This is a genomic window from Streptomyces sp. SID5785 (genome assembly GCF_009870065.1).
Classification (GTDB): domain Bacteria; phylum Actinomycetota; class Actinomycetes; order Streptomycetales; family Streptomycetaceae; genus Streptomyces.
This window is the reverse complement of the sequence record NZ_WWIA01001051.1, coordinates 1-323: the sequence shown is the minus strand read 5'-3', so window position 1 is coordinate 323 and position 323 is coordinate 1. Positions and strand designations below refer to the sequence as shown.

1 pseudogene is annotated in these 323 nt (G+C 77.1%); it reads left to right on the top strand.

From position 1 onward, the window contains the following. Positions 1–323: pseudogene (locus GTW43_RS34000) on the top strand (4Fe-4S ferredoxin); the annotation flags it as partial.

The window sequence follows — 323 nt, the reverse complement described above, 5'->3', positions numbered from 1 at the left end:
CCCTTCGACGAGGACAGCGGGACCGTCCCGCACGAGGGCGGCCGGGTCGAGCCCGGGGTGTACGTCGCGGGGTGGATCAAGCGCGGGCCGACCGGCTTCATCGGCACGAACAAGACCTGCGCGCACGAGACGGTCGAGTCGCTCCTCGACGACTTCGCCGCAGGCCGGCTCACCCCGCCGGCCGCCGGTACCGGAGCGACGGCGGACGCCCTGGGCCTCGACGCCTGGCGCGCGATCGACCGCGCGGAGCGTGCGGCCGGCGCGGCGCAGGGCCGCCCCCGGGTGAAATTCACCGACGCCGCGTCCCTGCGCCGCGCCGCGGA